The organism is Streptosporangium sp. DT93, assembly GCF_049844535.1.
Classification (GTDB): Bacteria; Actinomycetota; Actinomycetes; order Streptosporangiales; family Streptosporangiaceae; genus Streptosporangium.
In genome coordinates this window covers 17,193-41,130 of record NZ_JBNCLF010000003.1, presented here as the reverse complement: position 1 = coordinate 41,130, position 23,938 = coordinate 17,193, and the positions used below count along the sequence as shown (strand labels likewise).

21 protein-coding genes and 1 tRNA gene are annotated in these 23,938 nt (G+C 72.4%); 13 read left to right on the top strand and 9 right to left on the bottom strand.

The window, feature by feature from the left end:
• Positions 1-67 precede the first annotated feature (67 nt).
• Together ACLQ2R_RS08020 and ACLQ2R_RS08015 are read left to right on the top strand one after the other, a co-directional pair.
• On the top strand, positions 68-346 hold the full coding sequence (locus tag ACLQ2R_RS08020; protein ID WP_425958712.1) for a type II toxin-antitoxin system Phd/YefM family antitoxin: 279 nt from the start codon (positions 68-70) through the stop codon (positions 344-346).
• The gene (locus ACLQ2R_RS08015; protein ID WP_425958711.1) at positions 343-618 is read left to right on the top strand and encodes a type II toxin-antitoxin system RelE family toxin; all 276 of its coding nucleotides are present in this window, start codon (positions 343-345) and stop codon (positions 616-618) included. The genes ACLQ2R_RS08020 and ACLQ2R_RS08015 overlap by 4 nt, the downstream gene beginning before the upstream one ends.
• Before the next feature lie 12 nt (positions 619-630).
• On the opposite strand, the gene secA2 is transcribed toward ACLQ2R_RS08015, so the two are convergent.
• Positions 631-2,841: an accessory Sec system translocase SecA2 gene (gene secA2 / locus ACLQ2R_RS08010; protein ID WP_425958710.1), complete on the bottom strand. Its 2,211-nt coding sequence runs from the start codon at positions 2,839-2,841 to the stop codon at positions 631-633.
• 227 nt (positions 2,842-3,068) lie between these two features.
• On the opposite strand from secA2, the gene ACLQ2R_RS08005 reads away from it, so the two are divergent.
• Entirely contained in the window at positions 3,069-4,220 is a 1,152-nt protein-coding gene (locus ACLQ2R_RS08005; protein WP_425958709.1) for a lactate 2-monooxygenase, read from the top strand.
• A complete protein-coding gene (locus ACLQ2R_RS08000) occupies positions 4,217-5,008 on the top strand; it encodes a class II aldolase/adducin family protein (protein WP_425958708.1) in 792 nt (263 codons plus the stop codon). The genes ACLQ2R_RS08005 and ACLQ2R_RS08000 overlap by 4 nt, the downstream gene beginning before the upstream one ends.
• A gap of 152 nt (positions 5,009-5,160) precedes the next feature.
• Here ACLQ2R_RS08000 and ACLQ2R_RS07995 read toward each other — a convergent pair whose 3' ends face one another.
• Complete coding sequence (locus tag ACLQ2R_RS07995; protein ID WP_425958707.1) at positions 5,161-6,066, bottom strand: DMT family transporter; 906 nt, start codon at positions 6,064-6,066, stop codon at positions 5,161-5,163.
• Between the two features lie 396 nt (positions 6,067-6,462).
• On the opposite strand from ACLQ2R_RS07995, the gene ACLQ2R_RS07990 reads away from it, so the two are divergent.
• The gene (locus ACLQ2R_RS07990) at positions 6,463-6,825 is read left to right on the top strand and encodes a VOC family protein (protein ID WP_425958706.1); all 363 of its coding nucleotides are present in this window, start codon (positions 6,463-6,465) and stop codon (positions 6,823-6,825) included.
• Positions 6,826-7,008: 183 nt separating this feature from the next.
• A complete protein-coding gene (locus ACLQ2R_RS07985; protein ID WP_425958705.1) occupies positions 7,009-7,869 on the top strand; it encodes a DMT family transporter in 861 nt (286 codons plus the stop codon).
• Positions 7,870-7,882: 13 nt separating this feature from the next.
• Here the strand turns inward: ACLQ2R_RS07985 and ACLQ2R_RS07980 are convergent, their stop codons facing one another.
• Positions 7,883-9,115 (bottom strand): FAD-dependent monooxygenase, encoded by a 1,233-nt coding sequence (locus tag ACLQ2R_RS07980; protein ID WP_425958704.1) that lies wholly within the window; start codon positions 9,113-9,115, stop codon positions 7,883-7,885.
• A gap of 75 nt (positions 9,116-9,190) precedes the next feature.
• Between ACLQ2R_RS07980 and ACLQ2R_RS07975 the strand changes: the two genes are divergently transcribed.
• Complete coding sequence (locus ACLQ2R_RS07975; RefSeq protein WP_425958703.1) at positions 9,191-9,772, top strand: TetR/AcrR family transcriptional regulator; 582 nt, start codon at positions 9,191-9,193, stop codon at positions 9,770-9,772.
• 64 nt (positions 9,773-9,836) lie between these two features.
• Here the strand turns inward: ACLQ2R_RS07975 and ACLQ2R_RS07970 are convergent, their stop codons facing one another.
• A complete protein-coding gene (locus ACLQ2R_RS07970) occupies positions 9,837-10,430 on the bottom strand; it encodes a GNAT family N-acetyltransferase (protein WP_425958702.1) in 594 nt (197 codons plus the stop codon).
• Between the two features lie 159 nt (positions 10,431-10,589).
• On the opposite strand from ACLQ2R_RS07970, the gene ACLQ2R_RS07965 reads away from it, so the two are divergent.
• The 3 genes from ACLQ2R_RS07965 (at position 10,590) to ACLQ2R_RS07955 (ending at position 14,217) form a co-directional block, all read left to right on the top strand.
• Positions 10,590-11,795, top strand: a complete 1,206-nt coding sequence (locus ACLQ2R_RS07965) for an acyl-CoA dehydrogenase family protein (RefSeq protein WP_425958701.1) — start codon at positions 10,590-10,592, stop codon at positions 11,793-11,795.
• 117 nt (positions 11,796-11,912) lie between these two features.
• The gene (locus tag ACLQ2R_RS07960) at positions 11,913-13,088 is read left to right on the top strand and encodes an acyl-CoA dehydrogenase family protein (protein WP_425958700.1); all 1,176 of its coding nucleotides are present in this window, start codon (positions 11,913-11,915) and stop codon (positions 13,086-13,088) included.
• A gap of 37 nt (positions 13,089-13,125) precedes the next feature.
• Positions 13,126-14,217 carry an acyl-CoA dehydrogenase family protein gene (locus ACLQ2R_RS07955; protein ID WP_425958699.1) on the top strand — a complete coding sequence of 364 codons (1,092 nt, stop codon included), beginning with the start codon at positions 13,126-13,128 and terminating at the stop codon, positions 14,215-14,217.
• 53 nt (positions 14,218-14,270) lie between these two features.
• Here ACLQ2R_RS07955 and ACLQ2R_RS07950 read toward each other — a convergent pair whose 3' ends face one another.
• Positions 14,271-14,855, bottom strand: a complete 585-nt coding sequence (locus tag ACLQ2R_RS07950; protein WP_386241710.1) for a TetR/AcrR family transcriptional regulator — start codon at positions 14,853-14,855, stop codon at positions 14,271-14,273.
• Positions 14,856-15,054: 199 nt separating this feature from the next.
• Here ACLQ2R_RS07950 and ACLQ2R_RS07945 point away from each other — a divergent pair, with 199 nt between their 5' ends.
• A complete protein-coding gene (locus tag ACLQ2R_RS07945; protein ID WP_425958698.1) occupies positions 15,055-15,813 on the top strand; it encodes a nuclease-related domain-containing protein in 759 nt (252 codons plus the stop codon).
• A gap of 125 nt (positions 15,814-15,938) precedes the next feature.
• On the opposite strand, the gene ACLQ2R_RS07940 is transcribed toward ACLQ2R_RS07945, so the two are convergent.
• Both ACLQ2R_RS07940 and ACLQ2R_RS07935 read right to left on the bottom strand, forming a co-directional pair.
• A complete protein-coding gene (locus ACLQ2R_RS07940) occupies positions 15,939-17,303 on the bottom strand; it encodes a vWA domain-containing protein (RefSeq protein WP_425958697.1) in 1,365 nt (454 codons plus the stop codon).
• Positions 17,304-17,373: 70 nt separating this feature from the next.
• The gene (locus tag ACLQ2R_RS07935) at positions 17,374-18,225 is read right to left on the bottom strand and encodes an AAA family ATPase (protein ID WP_425958696.1); all 852 of its coding nucleotides are present in this window, start codon (positions 18,223-18,225) and stop codon (positions 17,374-17,376) included.
• Positions 18,226-18,326: 101 nt separating this feature from the next.
• On the opposite strand from ACLQ2R_RS07935, the gene ACLQ2R_RS07930 reads away from it, so the two are divergent.
• A tRNA-Lys gene (locus ACLQ2R_RS07930) sits at positions 18,327-18,400 on the top strand.
• Positions 18,401-18,550: 150 nt separating this feature from the next.
• Here the strand turns inward: ACLQ2R_RS07930 and ACLQ2R_RS07925 are convergent.
• Both ACLQ2R_RS07925 and ACLQ2R_RS07920 read right to left on the bottom strand, forming a co-directional pair.
• Positions 18,551-19,417 (bottom strand): sugar phosphate isomerase/epimerase family protein, encoded by an 867-nt coding sequence (locus tag ACLQ2R_RS07925; protein ID WP_425958695.1) that lies wholly within the window; start codon positions 19,415-19,417, stop codon positions 18,551-18,553.
• A 249-nt stretch (positions 19,418-19,666) separates the two neighbouring features.
• The gene (locus ACLQ2R_RS07920) at positions 19,667-21,211 is read right to left on the bottom strand and encodes a S1 family peptidase (protein WP_425958694.1); all 1,545 of its coding nucleotides are present in this window, start codon (positions 21,209-21,211) and stop codon (positions 19,667-19,669) included.
• A gap of 408 nt (positions 21,212-21,619) precedes the next feature.
• Between ACLQ2R_RS07920 and ACLQ2R_RS07915 the strand changes: the two genes are divergently transcribed.
• Positions 21,620-23,926, top strand: coding sequence for a catalase (locus ACLQ2R_RS07915; RefSeq protein WP_425958693.1), 2,307 nt, complete (start codon positions 21,620-21,622; stop codon positions 23,924-23,926).
• The last annotated feature ends 12 nt before the right edge of the window (positions 23,927-23,938 follow it).

The following is a 23,938-nucleotide window of genomic DNA, read 5'->3' as shown; positions in this document are numbered from 1 at the left end:
ATGCCGCGCTCGGCGAGGCGTTCCGGATCGCTGGCCTCGCCCCCAGGTGTTGGCTAGAATTATGTACATGACACTTCTTCCGCTGGCCGAGGCGCGAAACCGCCTCTCCGGCATCATCGAGTCCGCCGTCACCACCCACGAGCGATTCGAGATCACCCGCAACGGTGTGCCCGCGGCCGTGCTGCTGGCCGCCGACGACTACGAGACCATGCGCGAGATGATCGACATCCTCGCCTCCACGGAGACCGTGGCGGCCATCCGCGACGGCCTCGCCGACCTGGAGGCGGGACGCACCTTCTCCCAGGAGGAGGTGGAGGCCGAGCTCCGCCGGACCGGCCGCCTGTGAGCGGTCGGTACGAGCTCAGCCTCACCCGCCGCGCCCGGCAGGACCTCACCGAGCGGTTGCCCGCCAAGGTGGTGCCGGCGATCTGGGAGTTCGTCACCGGCCCGCTCCTGGACAACCCTCACCGGGTGGGCAAGCCGCTCGACGAGCCCCTCGCCCCGCAGTGGTCCGCGCGCCGGGGCGACTACAGGGTGCTCTACCTGATCGACGACGACCGCGTCGTCGTTCAGGTGATCACCGTCCGGCATCGGGCCGACGCCTACCGATCGCGGTGAGCGGCGGCCCGGTCAGCGGCGGCGGACCTTGTTGGTGAGGCGGTTGAGGATGCGGTCCCACTCGGTGCCGAACGGGTTCTCCTGCACCAGGTAGGTCCAGGTGGCGGTGGGACGCTTGAGCCCCGCCTCCTCCAGGTCGAGCCCCTCGCCGGTGACCGTGGCGGTCTCGAAGGTCTCGACCGAGCGCGTCTCGATCTCGGCCAGCAGCCGCTGGTAGGCCGGGACGGCGTCCTTGTGGAACTCGTCGATCGGGTTGAGCCGGCCGAGCACCCGCAGGTGGATGCCCTCGCGCAGCTCTCCCAGGTAGGCCAGGTGGTCGGCCCAGGCGCGGTCGAGGTGGAACAGCACGATCTGGCGGGCGGCCTCGTGCAGCACGTCCTCGCCGACGCTCTCCGACAGCTCCGCCCACCGCTCGGGGGCCGCCGCGGCCAGGGCCTCCCCGGCCGTGCGCTCGCGCAGCACCCGGTCGCGGCGCTCCAGCAGCAGGCCGCGCTGGCGCTCCAGCAGCCGCGTGTAGCGCCAGGTGTTGCGGTGGATCTCCATGTTGACGCCCTCGGCGACCCGCTGGGCGTGACCCACCAGCGAGCGCTCCGGCACGCCCGTGGCGTACTCGTCGGCGACGTAGTGGGTGATCAGGTCGTCCTCGCCGCTGACGAAGAAGACCGAGCCGCCGGGGTCGCCCTGGCGGCCCGCGCGCCCGCGGAGCTGGTCGTCCAGGCGGCTGCTGGTGTGCCGTCCGGAACCGATGATGTACAGGCCGCCGAGCTCCTCGACGCCCTCGCCGAGCCGGATGTCGGTGCCGCGCCCGGCCATCTGGGTGGAGACCGTCAGCGCGCCGCGCTCCCCGGCGCGGGAGATGATGGCCGCCTCCTCGGCGTCGTTCTTGGCGTTGAGGACCACGCACTCCAGCCCGCGGCCGCCCAGCGTCAGCGCCAGGCGCTCGGACTCGGCCACGTCCAGCGTGCCGACCAGGATCGGCCTGCCGGTGGCGTGCACCTCGGCGATCTCGTCGACCAGCGCGAGGTCCTTCTCCATCCGGTACTCGAAGAGGCGGTCGGGGTCGTCGGTCCGCACGCACGGCCGGTTGGACGCGACCACCGCCACCTTGAGGTCGTAGAACTCCCGGAGCTGGTCGCCGACCGCCACCGCCGTGCCGGTCATGCCGCACCGCTCCGGGTAGCGGGTGATCAGAGCCTGGACGGTGATCGAGTCGAGGATCTCGCCGGTCTCCGACGGCGAGAGCGCCTCCTTGGCCTCCACCGCCGCCTGCAGGCCGTCCGGCCAGCGCTGCAGCAGCGCCACCCGGCCCCGGGACGCGTTGATCAGGTGCACCCGGCCGTCGCGGACGATGTAGTCGACGTCCTTGGCCAGCAGGGCGTGGGCGTGCAGGGCGAGGTTGACCTCGGTGAGGGTGGCGGGGGTGTCGTAGAGCTCGACGCCGAGCGCCTGCTCGACGGTGTCGATGCCCTTGCCCGTCAGGTGCACGTTGCGCGCCTGGTCGTCGAGCTCGTAGTGGTAGCCCTTGACGAGCTGCCTGACCAGCGCGGCCATCTCCGGCACGGCGTCGCCGGGGTCGGCGGCACCGGCCAGCACCAGCGGGACCCGGGCCTCGTCGACCAGCACCGAGTCGGCCTCGTCGACCAGCGCCACCGCCGGGGCCGGGACGATCAGGTCGTCCACGTCCGTGGCGAGCCGGTCGCGCAGCACGTCGAAGCCGATCTCGCTGACCGAGCCGTACGTCACGTCGGCCGCGTAGGCCGCGCGGCGCTCCTCGGGGGAGGAGGTCTGCCCGATCCAGCCGCAGGAGACGCCGAGCGTCTCGTACAGCGGGCCCATCCACTCGGCGTCGCGCCGGGCCAGGTAGTCGTTGACCGAGATGACGTGCACGCGCTTGCCCTGCAGCGCGTGCCCGGCGGCGGCCATCGCACCCGAGAGGGTCTTGCCCTCGCCGGTGGCCATCTCCGCGACGTTGCCCGAGAGCATCGCGAGCATGCCGACGAGCTGCCCGTCGTAGGGCCGCAGGTCCAGCGAGCGGCGCGCGGCCTCCCGTACGATCGCGCAGAACTCGGCGAGGTCGTCGACCGAGGCGCGGGGGAGCTCGTCGAGCGCGCGGATCCGCTCCTCGCGGGTCCCGGCCTCGGCCACCACCCGCTCGAACGTCGACAGGTCCACCGTGCCGGGGCGTTCCAGAAACCGCCGGAAGAGCTGAGTTATCGAGGCCACGTTCCCTCCAACGCCCTTTCCCGGGCTCGCGTTCCGTCTCCTGTGGACATTGTGGTGCAAAGATCGACCGTCCACGGATCAGGGGTCCGGCTCGCCACGGTACGCCACGGCGCACCCGGCGGGCGGGACCCGAGGAGCGGACGCTCCACCTGCCCGGGGGACGATCGGGAGCCGGTTCTGTCCGCCCAGGCGTGGACATTCTCCACGATCGGCACAAAGGTTGGGATATGTCGTTCTCCGATTACCAGTACGAGATCTACCTGAACGGTCTCGCGGGACAACCGCCCCCGTACTCGACGTCCTTCGCGGAGCTGGAGCGGGTGGCGCGCGAGCGGCTGGAGCCGGGACCGTACTGGTACGTGGCGGGGTCCGCGGGCATCGGCGCGACCCAGCGCGCCAACCGCGAGGCGTTCGACCGGCGGAGGATCGTGCCCCGGATGCTCCGCGACGTCTCGGTGAGGGACCTGAGCGTGGAGGTGTTCGGCAGGACCTGGCCCGCGCCGCTGGCGCTGGCGCCGATCGGGGTGCAGTCGATCGTGCACCCCGACGGGGAGATGGCCACCGCCAGGGCCGCCGCCTCGCTCGGCGTCCCCGTGGTGCTCAGCACCGCCGCCTCGCACACGATCGAGGAGGTGGCCGAGGCCGGAGGCCCCCGCTGGTTCCAGCTCTACTGGCCGCACGACGACGAGGTGACGCTCAGCCTGCTGGACCGGGCCGCCAAAAGCGGGTACGACACCCTGGTCGTCACCCTCGACACCTGGACGCTGGCCTGGCGCCCGCACGACCTCGACCAGGCCTACCTGCCGTTCCTGCGCGGCACCGGCCTGGCGATCCCGTTCTCGGACCCGGTGTTCCGCTCGAAGCTGGAGCGTCCCGTCGAGGAGGACCTGAACGCGGCGATCATCCAGTGGGTGCCGATGTTCAACGGCCGGGCCCACACCTGGGAGGAGCTGTCGCTGCTGCGCGACAACTGGGACGGGCCGATCGTCCTCAAGGGGATCCAGCACGCCGACGACGCGCTGCGCGCCGCCGACGCGGGCATGGACGGCGTGGTCGTCTCCAACCACGGGGGCCGCCAGGTCGACGGCGCCACGGCGTCGCTGGACGCGCTCCCCGCGGTCGCGGCGGCCGTGGGCGACCGGCTGACCGTGCTGTTCGACTCGGGGGTGCGCACCGGCTCCGACGTCGTCAAGGCCCTCGCCCTGGGCGCGCGGGCCGTCCTGCTGGGACGCCCGTACATGTGGGGGCTGGCGGTGGGCGGCGAGGACGGCGTCCGCCACGTGCTGCGCTCCCTGCTCGCCGAGATCGACCTGACCCTCGGCCTGGCGGGCCACGACGGCCCCGCCGGCCTCGACCCTTCCATCCTGGAGGCACCATGAGCCTGTCCGACCTGCGGCCGATCCCTGCCGACCAGCTGACCTTCCGCCTGCCGCAGGCGTTCGCGACCGTGCAGGAGGAGCGCCGCCACCGCCAGGAACGCCTGGTCGCGGCGCTGCGGCTGTTCGGCAGGTTCGGCTTCGAGGAGGGCGTGGCCGGTCACATCACCGTCCGCGATCCCGAGCACACCGACCACTTCTGGGTGAACCCGTTCGGCATGTCGTTCCGGCACATCACGATCGCCGACCTGATCCTGGTCAACCACGAGGGCCAGGTGGTCGAGGGGCGCTACCACGTCAACCAGGCCGCGTTCGCGATCCACTCGATGGTCCACCAGGCCAGGCCGGAGGTGGTCGCCGCCGCGCACAGCCACTCGGTGTACGGCAAGGCGCTCTCCACGCTGGGCACCTTGCTGGAGCCCCTCACCCAGGACGCGTGCGCCTTCTACGAGGACATCTCCCTGTTCGACGACTACACGGGCGTCGTGCTGGAGACCGAGGAGGGGCGCCGCATCGCCCAGGTCCTCGGCTCCAACAAGGCGGTCATCCTGCGCAACCACGGACTGCTCACGGTGGGGGAGACCGTGGACGCCGCCGCCTGGTGGTTCATCACGCTGGAGCGCTCGTGCCAGGCCCAGCTCCTGGCCAAGGCGGCGGGGCCGACCATCCCGATCAGCCACGAGAACGCCAAGCTCACCCACGGGCAGATCGGCAACGACACGGTCGGCTGGATCAACTTCCAGCCGCTGTACGACCAGATCACCACGACCGAGCCCGATCTGTTCGGCTGACATCCTGCGGGCGGTCCGTCCGGTGAGCCCGTCGGGTGAGCCCGTCCGTCCCGTGGGCCGTCCGTCGGGTGGGCCGTCCGTCGGGTGGGCCGTCCGTCCGGTGGGCCGTACGCTCTCGCGGGGGCGTACGGCTCACCGTGCCGGGGCGGACCTCACGCCGGGGCGCCCGCCCGTCCCCTCTCGTTCAGGGCCAGCAGGACGACCGCGCCGAGCAGCAGGCCCCCGCCGCACGCCGCGACCGCGGTGAGCCGCTCGCCGAACAGCAGGACACCCAGGAGCGCCGCGCCCACCGGCTCCACCAGCGAGACCACCGAGGCGGTGGTGGCGCGCACCGCTCCCAGGCCGACGAAGAAGAGCCCGTAGGCCAGGGCCGTCGGGACCGCGCCGAGATAGGCGATGATCGTCCAGAAGACGAGCGGATCGCCGGAGGGCAGCAGGCCCTGGACGAGCGCGATCGGCAGCAGGCAGAGCCCGCCGACGACGAAGCCGCCCGTCGCGGTGGCGTACGGTTCCGTCGCGAAGGCCCGGTTGAGCAGCGTCACCCCCGCGTACCCCGCCGCCGACAGCAGGGCCCACCCGGTGCCGGACGCCGAGAAGGACGAAGAACCGTCGCCGAGGGTCAGCAGGGCCAGACCGGCCAGCGCGACCGCGACCGAACCCAGCCCGGCCGCGCCCAGCCGTTCGCCCAGCAGCAGCCGTCCCCCGGCGGCCACCAGGACGGGGGTGGCGCCGATGGTGACCACGGTCGCCACGGCCAGGCCCGACTCCGCGATCGCCGCGAAGTACGCGGTCTGGTAGACGGCCATCCCCGCGCCGGTGACCAGGACGCCGCCGAGATTCCGGGGCGGGCCGGGCCGCCGCGCGTTCCCTCCCAGGCCGAACAGGCGGGAGGCGAGCAGGAGCAGCACCGCCCCGGCGGCGAACCGCCAGAAGGAGACGGCGACGGGGCCGAGCCCGCCGGTCAGGTCGAGCAGCGCGCCGGCGGCGCCGCCCGTACCCCAGGCGGTCGCCGCGATGGAAACGTACAGCAGGCCCCGCCGTACGGAGACATGCGTCATGGGGGTCTCTCCAGATGAGGTGATCGTCGTCAGGTCGCACGTGTGCGGACGGCAGGCACCCACCGGACCACCCGGGTCCGGTCTGTCAGGAGAGAGGGCCGCCCGCTAGCGGGCGGGGGGCGGAGAGACGCTCAGGAACACGGGCCCACGATAACCGGGCCGCTCCCCGAGGACCACACCCTTTCCGGCCGTCGGAGCACCGGTCGTCACGACGTCGGGACGTCGGGACGTCGGGACGTCGGGACGTCAGGACGCCGGTCGTCATTCCCCCGGGAACCTGACAGCAGGTGACAGGTACGGCCGGGACGATCGGCACATGACCATGAAAGTGCAATTCCTCGCGGTGAACGCCGACCGTTCCGTGTCCGCGCGTACGGCCGACGGGATGATCGGCGCATGACGACGAAAGCGCAATTCCTCGCCGTGAACATCGACTGCGCCGAGCCCAGGCGGCTGGCCGGGTTCTACGCGACCGTGTTCGGCTACGAGGTCCAGTACGCCGAGGACACCTACGCCGGCATCGGCGACGGCACGACGACCATCTACTTCCAGCAGAACCTCGACCGCAAGCCGTCCGTCTGGCCCGGCCCCGACAAGCAGTTCCACCTCGACGTGCGCGTCCCGGACGTGAAGCAGGCCGTCGAGGACTACCTGGAGCTCGGCGCCACCAAGCCGGACTTCCAGCCCGACGAGGACAAGTGGGTCGTCATGGCCGACCCGGAGGGGCACCTGTTCTGCGTCTGCCCGTCCGCCGGGTAACCGGTCCGTGCCCGGCGCGCGGCGATCCCGGCCGAGGGGGCGGGGCGGGGCCGCCTGAGACGGTTCGGGCGTCGCGGAATTGGTCGGGCGCGAGTCCCTACCCGTTCCTCCGGCGCCCTAAGCTTGCAAGATGACCCGAGAATCGCTTCTTTCCGTATGCCCTGTCCGCTCTGCGGAGTGGCGATGACCTGGGTCGGGATATCGATCGCACTGGTCGGCGCGCTGGGTTACGCCCTCGGAGCCGCGCTCCAGCAGTTCGAGGCGGTCTCCGAGGGCGCCTCGCTGAAACTGATGAAACGGCCCCGCTGGTGGCTGGGCGGCATCATCGGTTTCACCGGGGCCTCCCTGCACGCCGTCGCGCTCAGCTTCGCGCCGTTGATCGCGGTGCAACCGATCAGCGTGGCGACGCTGGTGTTCGCGGTGCCGCTGGCGGCGCTGCTGCACGGCAGGCGCCCGTACCGGGCGGAGATCCTCGGCTCGCTGGCGGTGGCCGTGGGGCTGCTCGTCCTGATGCTCCTGATCCCCTCCCATCCGGTCAGGCCGGACATGACGAACCAGGAGGCACTGGGCTTCCTCGGCTGTGTCGGGCTGGTCGTGCTGCTCACCCACCTGCTGGGACGCAGGATGAGCGGCTCGCCCCGGGCGCTCATGCTGTCGGTCGCGGCCGGGGCGACGACGGCCAGCGTCTCCACCTTCGTCCGGGTGGTGGGCGGGAACTTCGACGGCGACCTGAGCACGCTGCTCACCTGGTTCACGGTCGCCATCCCGGTGCTGCTCGTCATCGCGGTCGTGCTGCTGCAGAAGACCTACGAGGTGGGCTACTTCGGGATCTCGTACGCGGCCGTCCAGGTGGTCGACCCGATCACCTCGATCCTGGCGGGCACGCTGCTGCTCGACGAGGCGGTCCCCAGCGGCTGGGTGAACGTGGTCCCCGCCCTGGGTGCCGCCGCGCTGCTGATCTGGGGAACGGTCACCCTGGGAAGGCTCTCGCCGGACCACGGCGTCCCCGCCGAGATCCGCGAGAAGACCTCCGTCTCGTCGTAGCCGTCGTTCCCGGTCAGTTCGAGGGCGGCGTCCAGCCGAGCACCTCGTCCAGCGCGCCGTTCACCCTCGACGGGGCGAGCCGCCAGCTCAGCGCCATCGCGCCGTCACGCAGTCGTACGGCCAGGGGGTTGCGCAACCGGGTGGCGCGGCAGATCGACGCGGACCTGGCCACGATCTCGGAGGTACGGCCCAGCCGGGCGGCCGTGTAGGCGGCCAGGCCGCCGTTCTTCCCGTCTCCTCCGTGCTCCCCGTCTCCCATCACGTGGGCCAGGACCACCGCGTCCTCGATCGCCTGGCAGGCGCCCTGGCCCATGTTGGGGGTCATGGCGTGCGCGGCGTCACCCAGCAGGGCGACCCTGCCCCGGTGCATGGCGGGCAGCGGGGTGGCCAGGTAGTGGACGTCGTTCCTGAGCACCGCCCGGGGCGAGGCGGCCGCGAGCAGCTCCGGGATCGGGGCGTGCCAGTCCCCGAACAGCCGCCGCAGCTCGGCGAGCCGGCGCTCACCGAGTTCGCCGTTCCCGCCGCCGTTCTCCCCGCCGTTCCCGCCGGTGCGGTCGCCGCCGTTCCCGCCGGTGCGGTCGCCGCCCGCGGGGACGGTGTCGGTGGCGTAGCAGTAGACCGTCCCGCCGGTCAGCGGCATGACCCCGAAGACCGTCCCGCGCCCCCAGCTCTCGTGGGCCCGGCCCGGGACGCCGTCGGCCTGGACGAGCAGCCGCCAGCTCGTGACGCCCGCGTAGCGCGGGCCGGGGTGGCCGGGGAACAGCGCGGACCTGACGGGGGAGTGGATGCCGTCGGCCGCCACCACCAGGTCGGCCGTCACCGTGCCGTCGGGGAGGACCACCACGCCCTCCTCGGGCTCGACCCGCAGGACCGGGGTGTCCAGCCGCAGAGTGCTCGCCTCAAGGCGCGAGGAGAGCGCGTCGACCAGGTCCGAGCGGCGCAGCAGCACCAGGGAGTCGCCGCCGTTGCGCGCGGCGGCCTCCTCCACACTCGTCCTCATCAGCCAGCTGCCGTCGGAGCGCCGGATGCCCCCCGAGCCCTGGACGGCCGACAGCGCGCGGATCTCGTCGCCGACGCCGATCGTGTCCAGGGCCCTGAGCGCGTTCGCGGCGACGGCCAGGCCGGAGCCGACCGGCTCCAGGGACGACGCCCGCTCGAACACGGTCACGTCCCACCCCCGCCCGCGTAACGCGACCGCCGCGGTCAGCCCGCCGATGCCCGCCCCGATGACCACCGCGTGTGCCATGACCCATCCCCCTCACTACGAATGTAGTGAAACCTACTACATCCGTAGTCTGACTACAAATGTAGTATCGGGAGGGTGACATCACCGCGCGCCGACCTGGTCGCCGACACCGCCATCACCCTGCTGGCGGAGCGGGGCATGCGCGGACTGACCCACCGGGCCGTGGACGAGGCGGCGGGCCTGCCGCCCGGGTCGACCTCGAACCTGGCCCGCACCCGTTCCGCGCTGCTCGAACTGACCCTCGCGCGCCTCGCCCGCCTGGAGGCCGCCACGTTCGAACCGCTCCTTTCCGCCTCGGCGACGGACATGGTGGACGTCCTGGTGGAGATGACGGCCCAGGCGCTCCGGACGCAGCTGACCGTGGGACGCGAGACGCTGATCGCCCGCTACGAGCTCGCCCTGGAGGCCACCCGGCGCCCGGAGCTGCGCACGATCTACGACCGGGCCGGCGAGAGGTTCCGTGACCCCGCGGTCGCGATCCTGTCCGCGGCGGGGTCCTCCGATCCGGTACGGCACGGCCGCCTGCTGGTCGCCTTCAGCGAGGGGGTGATGTTCGACGCCGTCGCCGGTGCCGGCGTCGAACCGAGCCTGGACGACCTGCGCCAGGGCATCGGGGAACTGATGCGCGGCATGCTCGGCCGCAATCCGCCCGCCTGACGGTCCTGGAGGCCGCAATCCACCCGCCTGACGTTCCCGGGGACCGGGAGCCGCCGGGCCCGGTTCAGCGGGCGGCGGGACGGGCGGTGAGGCGGGCGCGGTGGGCGGGCCACTCGTCGTCGAGGATGCCGAAGTAGACGGTGTCGCGCCAGGAGCCGTCCGTGCGGCGGCGGTGGCGGCGCAGCGTGCCCTCGTGCACGCCGCCGATGCGCCTGATCGCGTTCTGCGAGCGGACGTTGAGGTGGTCGGTCTTGAGCTGCACCCGGTTCACGCCCAGCACGTCGAAGGCGTGGTCGATCAGCAGGATCTTGCACTCGGTGTTCACCGTGGAGCGCCAGACCGACCTGGCGTACCAGGTCCAGCCGATCTCGATGCTCTCGGCGTATCCGGGGGTGTCGATGTAGCAGGTCGAGCCGACCGCCCGGCCGCTCTCGCGCAGGATCACGGCGAACGGGACGTGGTCGGGTGTCTCGAGCAGGTGTGCCGCGATCCTGGCCTGCTCCGCCTCGCTGCGCGGGGGGTCGTAGGTCACCCAGCGCCACACCTCCTCGTCGCCTCCCCCGGCCAGGAAGAGGTCGGGGACGTGCTCCGCGGTCAGCGGCTCCAGTCGTACGGTGTCGCCCTCGAGAACGACGGGATCGGGCATCTTCGCGGTCATGGGATGACTTTAGGATCCCGGGTGGACTCCTCCGTAGGTCCACTCCCGGCGTGTTCGGGGAGACCACTCTGCCCGCGGATCGGCCGGGTTCGGCCCCCCGGCCTGTCGACACTCATACCGTCCGGTCGGTACGCTCACGGGAGACCGTGAGGAGACCCCATGGATTTCGCGTTCGACGCCCAGACCGAGAAGCTGAGGGAGCGCCTGCTCGCCTTCATGGACGAGTGCGTCTACCCGGCGGAGGAGGCCTTCGAGGTCCAGGCCGCGGAGAGCGGGTGGGCGAGCCCGCCGATGCTGGAGGACCTCAAGGAGGAGGCCCGCAAGCGGGACCTGTGGAACCTGTTCCTGCCGGGCGACCACGGCGCCGGGCTGACGAACCTCCAGTACGCTCCGCTGGCCGAGATCATGGGCCGCTCGCCCAGGATCGCCCCGGCCGCGACCAACTGCGCCGCCCCCGACACCGGCAACATGGAGGTCCTCTCCATGTTCGGCGACGAGCGGCAGCGGGAGCGGTGGCTGGAGCCGCTGCTGCGCGGCGAGATCCGGTCGGCGTTCGCCATGACCGAGCCGGACACCGCCTCCTCCGACGCCACGAACATCGCCCTGTCGATCGTCAGGGACGGCTCCGAGTACGTCGTCAACGGCCGCAAGTGGTTCGCCTCCGGCGCGATGAACCCCAACTGCGCGATCTTCATCGTGATGGGCAAGACCGACCCCGAGGCGTCCTCGCACCGGCAGCAGTCGATGATCCTCATGCCGCGTGACACGCCCGGCATGCACGTCAAGCGGGGCATGCACGTCTTCGGCTACTCCGACTCCGACCACGGCGGGCACGCCGAGATCGTCTTCGAGGACGCCCGGGTGCCGGCCGACAACCTGATCGGCGAGGAGGGCGGCGGCTTCGCGATCGCGCAGGCCCGCCTCGGCCCCGGCCGCATCCACCACTGCATGCGGCTGATCGGGATGGCCGAGCGGGCGGTCGAGCTGATGTGCGTCCGGACCCTGGCGCGGACCGCGTTCGGAAAACCGATCGCCCAGCAGGGCGTCGTCCAGGACTGGATCGCCGAGTCGCGGGTGAGGATCGAGCAGCTCCGGCTGCTCGTGCTGAAGACCGCCTGGCTGATGGACACCGTCGGCAACCGGGGTGCCCACGCCGAGATCCAGGCCATCAAGATCGCCACCCCGCGTGACGTGGAGTGGATCCTGGACAAGGCCATCCAGGCGCACGGCGCCGGGGGCGTCAGCCAGGACTTCCCGCTGGCCGGCCTGTGGGCGGGCGCGCGCTCGCTGCGGCTCGCCGACGGGCCCGACGAGGTCCACAAGCGCTCCCTGGCCTACCGGGAGCTCAAGAAGTACATGCCCTGACCCGCTCCGCCCGCCTTCCCGGGAGCCCGTACGGGCACACCGCGGAGGACGGGCGGCGCGAGGGCGCCCCGGGCCGTGGGGGCGCGTAATCGACGGAGATCGACGAAGGGAGCGTCCGTGGCACTGGACGAGAAGGCGGTCAGGGAACGCGTGGCCGCGTTCCTGGCCGAGCACGACCCGGCCGGGGACCGGCTGGAGTTCCTGCGGGCCCGGTTCGACGCCGGGCTCGCCTGGGTGCACTTCCCCGAGGGGCTCGGCGGGCTCGGAGCGGCCCGTGAACTGCAGAACGTCGTCGAGCACGAGCTCGCGGGGACACCGCAGATCAACCCGGGGCTGCAGACGATCGGGCTGGGCATGGCGGCGCCGACGATCCTGGCGTTCGGCACCGAGGAGCAGCGCCGGCGGTTCCTGCGCCCGCTGTGGACCGGCGAGGAGATCTGGTGCCAGCTCTTCAGCGAGCCCGGCGCCGGGTCCGACCTGGCCACGCTCGGCACCCGCGCGGTCAGGGACGGCGACGAGTGGGTGGTGGACGGGCAGAAGGTGTGGACCTCGGGCGCGCACCACTCCCGGTGGGCGATCCTGGTCGCCAGGACCGACGTGGACGTGCCCAAGCACCGCGGCATGACCTACTTCGTGTGCGACATGCAGGCCCCGGGGGTCGAGGTCAGGCCGCTGCGGCAGATCACCGGCGAGGCCGAGTTCAACGAGGTCTTCCTCACCGGCGTACGGCTCGGTGACGACCTGCGGCTGGGCGAGGTCGGCGACGGCTGGCGGGTCGCGCAGACCACGCTGATGAACGAGCGGGTCGCGATCGGCGGCGCGCCGGTCAAGCGGGGCGGCGGCGTGGTCGGCCTGGTGTCGGAGACCTGGCGCTCCCGGCCCGAGGTGCGCACCCACGAGCTGCACCAGCGCCTGCTCCGCCTGTGGGTGGAGGCGGACGTGACCCGCCTGGCCGGGTCGCGCCTGCGCGAGCAGCTCTCCGCCGGGCAGCCGGGCCCCGAGGGCTCGGGGATGAAGCTCGCCTTCGCCTCCCTCAACCAGGCCCTGTCCGGGCTGGAGGTGGAGATGCTCGGCGAGGAGGGGCTGACCTACGACGACTGGACCTTCCGCCGCTCCGACACCGTCGACTTCTTCGGCCGGGGCCCGGGGTACCGCTACCTGCGGGCCAAGGGCAACTCCATCGAGGGCGGCACCTCGGAGATCCTGCGCAACATCGTCGCCGAACGCGTGCTCGGCCTGCCCTCGGAGCCCCGCGTCGACAAGGACGTGCCCTGGAAGGACCTCCCGCGGTGACGACGGGCGGAAACGAACGAGGAGCGGTGAGCGACCTGTGACGCTTTTGTATACCGAGGTCGAGGAGGAGCTCCGGGCCTCCGTGCGCGACCTTCTCGCCGACCGCTGCGGACCCGACGCCGTGCTGAGGCGCGTCGAGTCCGAGGCGCCGTACGACATGGACCTGTGGAAGAGGCTGTCCCGGGAGATCGGGGTGGCGGGCCTGCTCGTGCCGGAGGAGTACGGCGGCGCGGGCGCGTCGGCGCGCGAGGTCGCGGTGGTGCTGGAGGAGCTGGGGCGGGCCGTGGCGCCGCTGCCGTTCCTCACCAGCTCCGTGCTGGCCACCAAGGCGCTGCTGGCGGCGGGCGAGAGGGAGCTGATCCGGGAGCTCGCCTCGGGGGAGACGACGGCGGCGCTCGCGGTGTCGCTGGCGGCCTCGCCGTACCGGCCGCTGCCGGAGACCCTCACCGTCACGGACGGCAGGGTCCTGGACGGCGAGATCCGGGCGGTGGCGGGCGCGGACGTCGCGGACGTGCTGCTCGTCCCCGTCGGGACGACCCTCTACCGGGTCGCGGCCGCGGACGTCCGGATCGAGACGGTGCCGTCGCTCGACCTGACGAGGCCGATCTCCACCCTCACGTTCTCCGGCACCCCCGCCGAGGAGATCGGCACGTTCGACGCGCGCGAGGTGCTGAGCTTCGGCGCGGGGCTGCTCGCCTCCGAGCAGCTCGGCGTCGCCGAGTGGTGCCTGAACACGACGCTCGCCTACATCAAGGAGCGCCACCAGTTCGCCCGGCCCGTGGGGTCCTTCCAGGCGATCAAGCACCGGATGGCCGACCTCTGGCTGGACGTGGTGCGTGCCCGCGCCGCCGCGAGGAACGCCGCCGACCTGCTGGCCGAGGACGCGGATGTGTCGCACGCCTCCGGGGACCGCGAGCTGGCGGCGGCGGTGGCCGCGTCGTGGTGCTCGGAGGTGGCGGTGCACGTCGCCGAGGAGAGCGTCCAGTTGCACGGCGGGATCGGGATGACCTGGGAGCACCCGGTGCACCTCTATCTCAAGCGCGCCAAGGCCACCGAGATCGCGCTCGGCACCCCCGGGGCCCACCGGGAGGCGCTGGCCACCCTGGCGAACCTGCCCGCGCCCGCCTGACCCGTTCCGTCCGGGGCCGTTCCCACCCGGGGACGGCCCCGGCTGCGGGCGGTCTACTGCGGGCGGAGCGAGGTCAGCAGGAGGTCGGCGAAGTGGGCGCCCAGCTCGGGGCCCGAGAGCGGGCCCTCGGTGCTGTACCAGGTGCCCAGGTGGTGCACCGAGCCGAAGAAGAAGTCCACGACGATGTCGGCGGGGACGTCGCTCCTGAAGGTGCCCTCGCGCTGTCCCTCGACGACCAGGTCGCGGAAACGCTCGTGGTAGTTGCGCCGCTCGGCGCGGACGACCTTGCGCGTGTCCGGCGCGAGCAGGTGCATCGAGCGGAAGAAGATCTTGGAGTCGTCGAGGTTCTCCACGGTGGTCGTCACGACGTCCGCGGCGGCGGCGTGCAGGCGCTCCGACACCGGCCCGAAGCCGTCGGCGATGCGGGTCAGCCGCTCCATCTGCATGCGGAGCACGCGCCCGTAGATCTCGTGGAGCAGGTCGTCCTTGGAGTCGAAGTAGTGGTACATTGCGCCCTTGGTGACACCGGCCGCCGAGACGACCTCCTGCACGGAGGTGCTCTCGAAGCCCCGCTCGGCGAAGAGGCGGGTGGCCTCGCCGAGCAGCCGCTGCCGTACCGGCTCGTGGTCCTGAGTCATACGTCCCCCATGGTGTGGTGAGGGAAAGCATACCGACTGGTCGGTTCCGTCGCGGGTGACTGGCGAATTCGTGTTACTTGCGTCACCTTCGCGACGCGGGGATAGCTGGAGCTCCAAATTGGGTATTTCATAGCGCAGGGATCTTCAACGTGGCAGATCCGCCTCCTCCTTCCCGGCCGTCCACCCATGGGGGCTCGCTATGCCCGGCGGATCCATCTACGTCACCCCGGTCGACCAGGTCCACGGCCTGTCGCCCCAGGTCATGTACGAGCAGTTCTGGGTCAAGGAGGCCGGCGAGCGCAGGAAGATGCGCGCGGTCAAGGCCGTGGCCGGACTGGTCGCGGGCGTCGTGCTGGCCTACCGGTTCGGCCTGTCCATGCCGGTCGTCGGCCTGCTCTGCGGCCTGCTCGTCGCCGCGGGGGACGCGCTGTGGGCCTGGCGGCAGTACGACGCCACCGCCGTCTGGCGCGGCAGGCGCCGGGGGGCGACGATCACCGGGAAACTGCTCCGCCGCAGGCTGCGCAGGGCCGGGTACCAGATCCTGGACGGCCGGTCCGTCCCGGGCAAGGCCTCGATCGACCACCTCGTCATCGGCCCCGGCGGCATCTGGGTGGTCGACAACGAGGCGTGGGACCCCGACACCGAGATCGCCCGCTACGGCGACCGGCTGTTCCTGGGGGAGAAGTACGGCACGAAGACGGCCAAGGCACTCGTCGAGGTGTCCGAGGCGCTGGCCGAGGTGCTCTCCCGCGAGTCGGGCGTGCCGGTGACCATCGAGCCGCTGATCGCGGTGCACGGCGGGCAGCTCAGGCGATCGGTCACCGCCGAGGGGATCACCCTGCTCAAGCCGCGGCTGGTCGTGCGCTGGATCCGCAACGGCGCGCGGGCCGACTTCGACGAGACCCAGGTGGAACTGCTGGCCAGGACCGCCGCCCGGGTGCTGCGCCGAATGAGCTGACCCCGCCCGCTCCGGGCGAGCCCGCAACGGCGCCTCCGGACGAGCCCCGGACACCGGCCGACCCCGGACGGTGCCCGTGGACGCGTCTCGGACGGCGTTCCCGGACGAGTCCCGGACCGGTCCTCTCAGGCCAGTTCCTCGATGAAGGCCGCGAGTTGCGCCACGTTGCGGCACTCGTACATCGGCACGACCCAGCCGTACGCCGTCGCCAGCGAGTCGCCGGTGTCCCACTGGGCGGTCGGCTCCGGGTTGAGCCAGTAGGCGTGCCGGGCTTCGCGGGCCAGGCGCCTGAGCGTGTCCAGGGCGGGGGGCTGGTAGTTGGACCGGGCGTCGCCCAGGATCAGCAGGGACGTCTTCGGCCCGACGCTGTCGCCGTAGCGCTCGGCGAACCCCTCCAGCGCGTGGCCGTAGTCGGTCCGGCCGAACCGCACCATGTCGGCCTCCTTCGTCAGCCGGGTCATCGCCTCCACCACGTCGGCGCCCGGCACGAAGAACCGGGTGATCTCGTCGACGGTGTCCACGAACCCGAACGCCCGCACCTTGGCGAACTGCTCGCGCAGCGCGTACGTGAGCAGCAGGGTGAAGTGGGCGAAGGAGGCGACCGAGTCGCTGGCGTCGCACAGCACGACCAGCTCGGGCTTGTGCGGACGGCGCGGCCTGTTGAACGTGGTCAGCGGCACCCCGCCGCTGGAGAGCGAGGCTCGCACGGTCCGGCGGAAGTCCAGGCGGCCCCGGTGGCCGAGCCGGTGCTTGACGGTCAGCCGGGCGGCCAGGCGCCGCGCCAGCGGGTGCACCTCCCGGCGGAGCCTGGCCAGGTCGGCCTTGGTGATCCTCAGGAAGTCGAGCTGTTCCAGCGGCGGGCGCACCGTGGAGCGGGCGATCCGCTCGATCCCGGAGTCCTCGGCGATCCGGCGGCGCACGTCGGTGGAGACCGCCTCCCCGAAGCGCTCGATGTTCTCGCCGATGCGCTGCCGGGCGACCTTCTCGGCCAGGCCGCCGCGCTCCCGGCCGCCCAGCACCTCGGCGAGCAGCCGGGCCATGAGCGTCTCGGGGGACAGCGCCCGCATCACCGGGTAGGAGAACCAGTTCTGCCGGCCGGGTCCGGCGGGCTGGCGGCCGAAGCGGCCCACCATCGCCCGCGCGAACGCGTTCATGCCGTCGTCCGCCCCCCCGGCCTCCAGCAGCAGTTCCGCCAGCCGGTCGCGCAGCTCGGGGACGGCGGCGGTCTCCAGGTCGGGCCCGCCCTCGCGTACGGCCTGCAGGCCGGTCGTGGAGGCGGGGAACCACAGGTCGAACAGCGTGTCGAAGCCCGGCCGGTGCGAGGGCCGCTTGACCAGCGTCGCGGCGTACGCGGCGCGCAGCGACTCCCGCTCGGCCAGGTCGATCACCTCCAGCGCCCTGGCCGCGTCCAGGCCCTCGGCGGGCGAGACCGGCAGCCCGGCCTCGCGCAGCGCGTGCACGAACCCCACGTGCCGGTCGAGCAGGCTCATCGCGTCCCTCCCGCCCGAAGCCCCGGCCCCGTCCCGGCCTCAGGCCACGGACCCGGCTTCGTCCAGGAGGTCACAGCGCCAGTTCCTTGCGGGCCCGGGTCTGGTCGGAGGCGTGCTTGAGCACGACGCCCAGGGTGGCGCCGATGGCCTCCTCGTCCAGCTCGGTCCTGCCGAGGGCGAGCAGTGTGTTGGCCCAGTCGATGGTCTCGGCGATCGAGGGCGCCTTCTTCAGCTCCAGGGTCCGCAGGGTGGCGACCGTACGGGCGAGCTGCTCGGCCAGGCTCGCCTCGATCGAGGGCACCCGGGCCAGCACGATGTCCCGCTCGCGCTCCGGCGTCGGGTACTCCAGGTGCAGGTAGAGACAGCGCCGCTTGAGCGCCTCGGAGAGCTCCCGGGTCGCGTTGGAGCTCAGCACCACGTACGGTTTGCGCACGGCGGTGATCGTGCCGAGCTCGGGGATGGTGACCTGGTAGTCCGACAGGATCTCCAGCAGCAGCCCCTCGACCTCCACGTCGGCCTTGTCGATCTCGTCGATCAGCAGGACCACGGGCGTCTCGGACCGGATCGCGGCGAGCAGCGGCCGCTCCAGCAGGAACTCCTCGGTGAAGATGTCGTCGTGGGTGGCGTCCCAGTCCTCGCCCTGCCCGGCCTGGATGCGCAGGAGCTGCTTCTTGTAGTTCCACTCGTACAGGGCCCTGGCCTCGTCCAGGCCCTCGTAGCACTGCAGCCTGACCAGCCGCGCGCCGGTGGTCTCCGCCACGGCCTTGGCGAGCTGGGTCTTGCCCACCCCGGCGGGCCCCTCCGCGAGGAGGGGTTTGCCGAGCGCGCCCGCGAGGAAGACCGAGGTCGCGATCGAGTCGTCGGAGAGGTAGCCGACGGCGCTGAGCCGCTCGCTGGCGTCGGCGGGCGAGGCGAACCACATGTGAGCTCCCAGTACAGGACCGAATGTTGTTCTAGCTTAGCGGGTGATCGTCCTGAGTTGAGAAGCCCTGCCCGATGTGCGCTATCCTTCAAGGGCTTCACGCGCCGCTAGCTCAGTTGGTTAGAGCAGCTGACTCTTAATCAGCGGGTCCGGGGTTCGAGTCCCTGGCGGCGCACCTCGACGACACGGGCACCCCGGTTTGAAGCCGGGGTACCCGTGTCGTTCTCCCGTTCGCGTCGTTTCCTCCGGCCGGATGCCCGCCCCGGTCTCTTCGGCCGGGGTGTTCGTGCCGGTTTCCTCCGGCCGGGACACTCGCGCCGTTTCCTCAGGCCGGGGGGATCGTGCCGTTCGCGGTGCCGGAGGCGCCCAGCAGGTAGCGCCGCAGGGTCGCCGCCTCCCGGGGCAGCACCGCCGGGTCGTCGCCCGGGACGAACTCGATCGACGCGTCGATCTCACGGCCCGTCGCCGCGACCGTGGCCAGGGCGCCGCGCCACAGCGCCTCCCGGTGCTCCAGCGGCCACCGCTCCCGGCTCGTCGGCCACCAGCTGAACACGTGCACCCCGTCCACCCGGTCGAGCACGGCGCGAAGCCCCGACAGGGCCTCCTCGTCCGGCATCCCGTTCGGCGGCTGCCAGTAGGTCCGCAGGCCAGGGACGTCGTCCAGCATCGACCGGGCCGAGACGATCTCGTCGGTGAGGGTGTCGGCGTGGAACTCGGTGGCGACGGTGATGCCGGTGCCGCCGCCGGTGCCGCCGGTGCCGCCGGTGCCGCCGTCCGTCGTCGTCTCGGCCGCGCTGTCGACGCACCGCTTCAGGCCGTCCACGATCCGGCGGCGCCCGGCCGCCCCCACGTCCGCCGAGCCGGTGTTCCCCGCCCAGACCCTGATACGCGGGGCGCCGAGCGCGCGCGCCGCGTCGAGGACCTGCCGCCACATGCGCCGGTCCTCCTCCGCGTCGGCGACGACGCCCACCCGGTAGTACGAGCCCAGCGCGGAGACCTCCAGGCCCGCGGCCCGGGTCGCCTCCGCCACGCGCCGCGCCTCGGCCTCGTCCCCCAGCGGGACGTGCGCGTCCTGGCCCCATTCGACGCGGTCGAGACCGGCGGCCGCGGCCAGCTCGACGATCCGGTCCGCGGACAGCGGCCGGTAGGTGACACTGCACATCCCCGCCGTCGGCGACGACACCCGTCCCATCACGCCCCGCTTCTCGCGACCCGCCTCCACGGTCCCGCCGCGCGGCCCCGCTTCACCGGGTCCGGCTTCGCCGGGTCCTGTCTCGCGGGACCCCGGCTCGGCGGGCACCGCTCACCGTATCCCGGCGCGCCGTGACGCGGAACGCCGGGACGCGACGCGACGGGGACCCCGGCGGGAGGACCGGCGCGAGGCGTCCGGCCGGTCGCCTCGCCGGGGTCCGGAGAAGGGGAGAAAGGCCCGGGAGGGGGGTCAGGGGGCGTTGAACCCCAGGGAGTAGTCGCCGGAACCGGCCGTGGCGGTCACCTTGTAGCGGTAGCGGCCCGGTACGCCGAGGTATTTGATCCTCTCGTCCGGGCCGGCGCCGTCGCCGGTGGCCACGGTCTTCCAGGTCAGGCCGACCAGTCTCTGCAGGTACAGGTCGAAGTCGGCGCCGGGGGGGCCGTCCAGGCAGCCGACGTGAGTCCCCTTGACCTTCGTCGTGTAGTAGACCCCCCTCGGCTGGTAGGAGGACTTCCCTGCCTTCAGGGAGCCGTCGTAGGTGCTGGAGTAGCCGGTGCAGGTGCCGGTGCTCACCGGCGGGGGGTTGCCCGCGGTCGTCCGCAGCTCCAGGCCGTAGGCCGACAGGACCTCCAGGAGAGGCTGGAAGTAGGTGACGCCGCCGAGGTTGCAGTCGCCCGAGCCGCCCGAGGTGATGCCCTGGGCCTGGTCGACGGAGATGAACGAGCCGCCCGAGTCGCCGCCCTCGGCGCAGACGGTGGTACGGGTCAGCCCGAAGACGGTGCCCTGGGGGTAGGTGACGCTGGAGTCGCGCTGCTGGATGAGACCGCAGTGGAAGTCGGTGGTGGAGCCCGCCCGGCAGACCGAGGCGCCCTCGATGGCGACCTTGGCGCCGGCGACGGGAAGGGTGCCGCCCTGGCCGTTGTCCACGGCGGGGGTGGCCGTCCAGGTGGAGTTGACCGCGACCCAGGCGTAGTCGTCGCCGGGGAAGGAGGACGCCTGGAAGACGCCCTGGGCGACGCGGTTGAAGCCGGTGGTGGTCGTGCCCTTCACACCGCAGTGGCCGGCGGTGACGAACCCGGTCTGCTCGCCCTTGAGGACGGAGAAGGCGATCGAGCAGCGACGGGTGACGCCGATGTAGAAGGCGTTGCCGCCGACCAGGTCGTACAGCGGCAGCGGGATCTCGGTGGAGGGCAGCACGAGCACCGCCGGGCCGCCTACGCCGGCGGCCTCGATGACGGTCTCGGCCTCGCCGGGCCGCGGGGCCAGCACGACCACCCTGTTGCCCTTGACGTCGACGTAACGCACGGTGGACACCAGCGGCTTCCCCGGAAGGGCGGCGTCGAGATCCTCCTTGATCTCGGCCAGGGTCTCCAGCGACCGGGGGACGACCTCGGCCTGCGCTCCCGCGGCGAGGATCACGGGGATGTCGGCGGCGCTGGTGGTGGCCACCACCAGCGTGTGCGCGCTGTTGCCGCGCAGCCACGCGCCGCCGAAACGAGGACCGAGCGTCCTGCGCAGCTGGTTCGCGACGGGGGTGAGGCGGGCCTCGTTCAGCAACCGTTGCTGGGCCTGGTTCGCGCTCAGGCCGAGGTCGCGCTCAATGGCCTCCAGCATGCCCGGCGGAGGCGTGACCCGGAGGGGCCGGGCGGCATCGGCGGCATGGGCGGCATGGGCGGCATGGGCGGCATGGGCGGGGTCGGCCGCCGGAGGGCGGGCGCTCGCCGGCACGGCACCCAGGACGAGAGCGGTGATCGCCAGAATGCATCCTGCGGCAGCGCCGTGACTGCGAGACATGGGTCTTCTCTCCTCGACCTCTGTTTCCGGAGCGTTCGAGGGGACTCGCATCGTGTCACCGGCGGACCGTGCGACGCGGACACCGCCACTGTAGATCATCGATCGCGAAAGGACCGGTGAAAGCCGCGCGCCACGCGGGCACCGGCTTCCCGCCGGTCTCCGGCCGTCCGCACCGCGCCCGGCCAGGCCGGGGAGAACGATGCGGAAGGGGCGTCGCATCCCGTTCGCGCCGCGCCCGCGCCGCCGGGGAATCGAGGGCCGGATCGAGGGTAGGACGTAGCGCTGCACCGGTCGGTGACCTTTCCTGCCGTTCTCCCGGTCCCGCCGGCGCACGAATCTGCTCGTACCTGAACGCGATTCTCGATCACGGTGGCGGTTTCTCGCACCGCGATCGGAGGGGATAAGACGATGGAAAAGTCCCACCCGGTGAAGGACACGGTCGACACGGTCGGCAAGGTCATCGACAAGGTGGTCGACGCCGTGGCCGGCGACGAGCACGCCGGGGAGATCCCCGGCCGGCCGGGCAGCGCGCCGCCGTCGCTCGAGGAGCCGACCGCGCCCCGCCCGCCCCTGCCGCCCAAGCCCGACCAGAGCGGACCGGACATGTTCAGCGCCACGGGGCGGCCGCTCGACGAGCCGCGGACGGCGCGCTCCCAGAGCGGCGAGTACCTGACCACGGCCCAGGGCCTGCGGCTGCGCGACAGCGACCACTCGCTCAAGGCCGGACCCCGGGGGCCGGTGCTGCTGCAGGACCACCACCTGCGCGAGAAGATCATGCACTTCGACCACGAGCGCATCCCCGAGCGCGTCGTGCACGCCCGCGGGGCCGCCGCGCACGGCGTCTTCCGCGCGTACGGCACCGCCTCGACCGTGACCCGGGCCGCGTTCCTCGCCGAGGGTGTCGAGACGCCGGTCTTCGTGCGCTTCTCCACCGTGCTCGGCTCGCGCGGCTCGGCCGACACGGTACGCGACACGCGCGGGTTCGCCACGAAGTTCTACACCTCCGAGGGCGTCTTCGACCTGGTGGGCAACAACATCCCGGTGTTCTTCATCCAGGACGCCATCAAGTTCCCCGACGTCATCCACGCGGGCAAGCCGCACCCGGACCGGGAGATCCCCCAGGCGCAGAGCGCGCACGACACGTTCTGGGACTTCGTCTCGCTGCACACCGAGGCCACCCACCACACGCTGTGGAACATGTCCGACCGCGGCATCCCCCGCTCGTACCGGACGATGGAGGGCTTCGGCGTCCACACCTTCCGGCTGGTCGACGCCGACGGGGGGACGTCGCTGGTGAAGTTCCACTGGAAGCCCAAGGCCGGGGTTCACTCGCTCGTGTGGGAGGAGGCGCAGATCGTCAACGGCATGGACCCGGACTTCCACCGGCGCGACCTCGCCGACGCGATCGAGGCCGGCGCGCACCCGCAGTGGGAGCTGGGCGTCCAGGTCTTCCCCGACACCCCCGAGCAGACCTTCGAGGGCATCGACCTGCTGGACCCGACGAAGATCGTCCCCGAGGAGCTGGCCCCGGTCCAGCCGATCGGCCTGCTCACCCTCAACGCCAACCCGACGAACTACTTCGCCGAGACCGAGCAGGTCGCCTTCCACCCCGGCCACCTGGTGCCGGGCATCGACGTCACCGACGACCCGCTGCTCGCCGGGCGGCTCTTCTCCTACCTCGACACCCAGCTCACCCGGCTGGGCGGTCCCAACTTCGGGCAGATCCCGATCAACCGGACGCACGCCCCGGTCAACGACATGCTGCGCGACGGCTACCACCAGACGGCGGTGCACTCCGGGGTCGCGCCCTACAAGCCCAACTCGCTGGACGGCGGCTGCCCCTTCTTCGCCGGGCAGCAGGAGGGCGGGTACGCGGAGACGCCCGTCCAGGTGCCCGCGGCGCGCAAGGTGCGCGAGGCCCCGGCGTCGTTCGACGACCACTTCGGCCAGCCCCGCCTGTTCTGGCTGAGCCTGACCCCGACCGAGCGCGAGCACGTCATCGCCGCGTACACCTTCGAGCTCGCCAAGGTCTACGAGCAGGCGATCAAGGAGCGCACCCTGAAGGTGCTCGCCGAGATCGACCCCTACCTGTGCGAGCAGGTGGCCCAGGGCCTGGGCCTGCCGGCTCCGGCGCCCGCGGGCCCGCTGCCGGCCCCCTCGCCCAGCCCGGCCCTGTCCCAGCTCGGGAGGACCTGGCCGGTCACCGGACGGGTCGTCGGCATCGTCGTCGGCCCGGGCGGCGACCTGGAGGCGGTCCGCACCGTCCGGCAGGCCGTCCTGGACGGCGGCATGGTGCCGCTGGTCGTCGCCCCGGTGGGCGGCACGCTCGCCGTGGACGGCGGCACCCCCGTCACCGTGCAGCGTACGTTCGCCACCGCCAGGTCCGTCGAGTTCGACGCGCTGCTGCTGGCCGGCACGCCCGCGCCCGGCGGGGACGCCTACGGCGCCCGCGACGCCAAGGCGGGGAGCGGCACGCCCGCAGGGGCACCCGTCGACCCGCGCGTGCTGCTGATGCTCGGCGAGGCGTTCCGCCACGCCAAGCCGATCGGCGGCTGGGGCGACGCCGAGCGGGCCCTCACCGCGGCCGGTGTGGGCACCGCGGCGCCCGGCGTGGTCGTCGCCGACGGCGGCGAGGCCGCCCTGGCGGAGGTCGTCCGGCTGCTCGCGGAGCACCGGGTCTGGGACCGCTTCCCGGCCGCGGCCGGCACCGCCTGATCCCGTCCGGCA